The following is a 246-nucleotide window of genomic DNA, read 5'->3' on the forward strand; positions in this document are numbered from 1 at the left end:
GTCACCGAGAGCGTCCGCGAACGCGTGTGATCGGTAGCAGGAGCCGTTGTCTGTCATCACCGCCGTCACGGTCACGCGGATGCCGGCGAAGAACGTGTTGGCGCGGGTCCAGAAGCCGGCGGCGGTCTCTTTGCGTTCGTCGTCGAGGATCTCCGAGTACGCGACGCGGGAGTGATCGTCGACGGCGTGGTGCAGGTAGCGGAACCCCCGCGAGCTGGCAGCGCCCGCGCGTGCCGCCCGGTTCCG

General features: G+C 69.1%; 1 protein-coding gene. It reads right to left on the minus strand.

The genetic code is table 11. From position 1 onward, the window contains the following. Positions 1-246: DDE-type integrase/transposase/recombinase (locus tag ACPW96_RS23345; RefSeq protein ID WP_425886136.1), on the minus strand; the 246-nt coding region annotated here is incomplete at both ends.

The organism is Micromonospora sp. DT81.3 (assembly GCF_049847225.1).
In the GTDB taxonomy this organism is placed as follows: Bacteria; Actinomycetota; Actinomycetes; order Actinomycetales; family Microbacteriaceae; genus Microbacterium.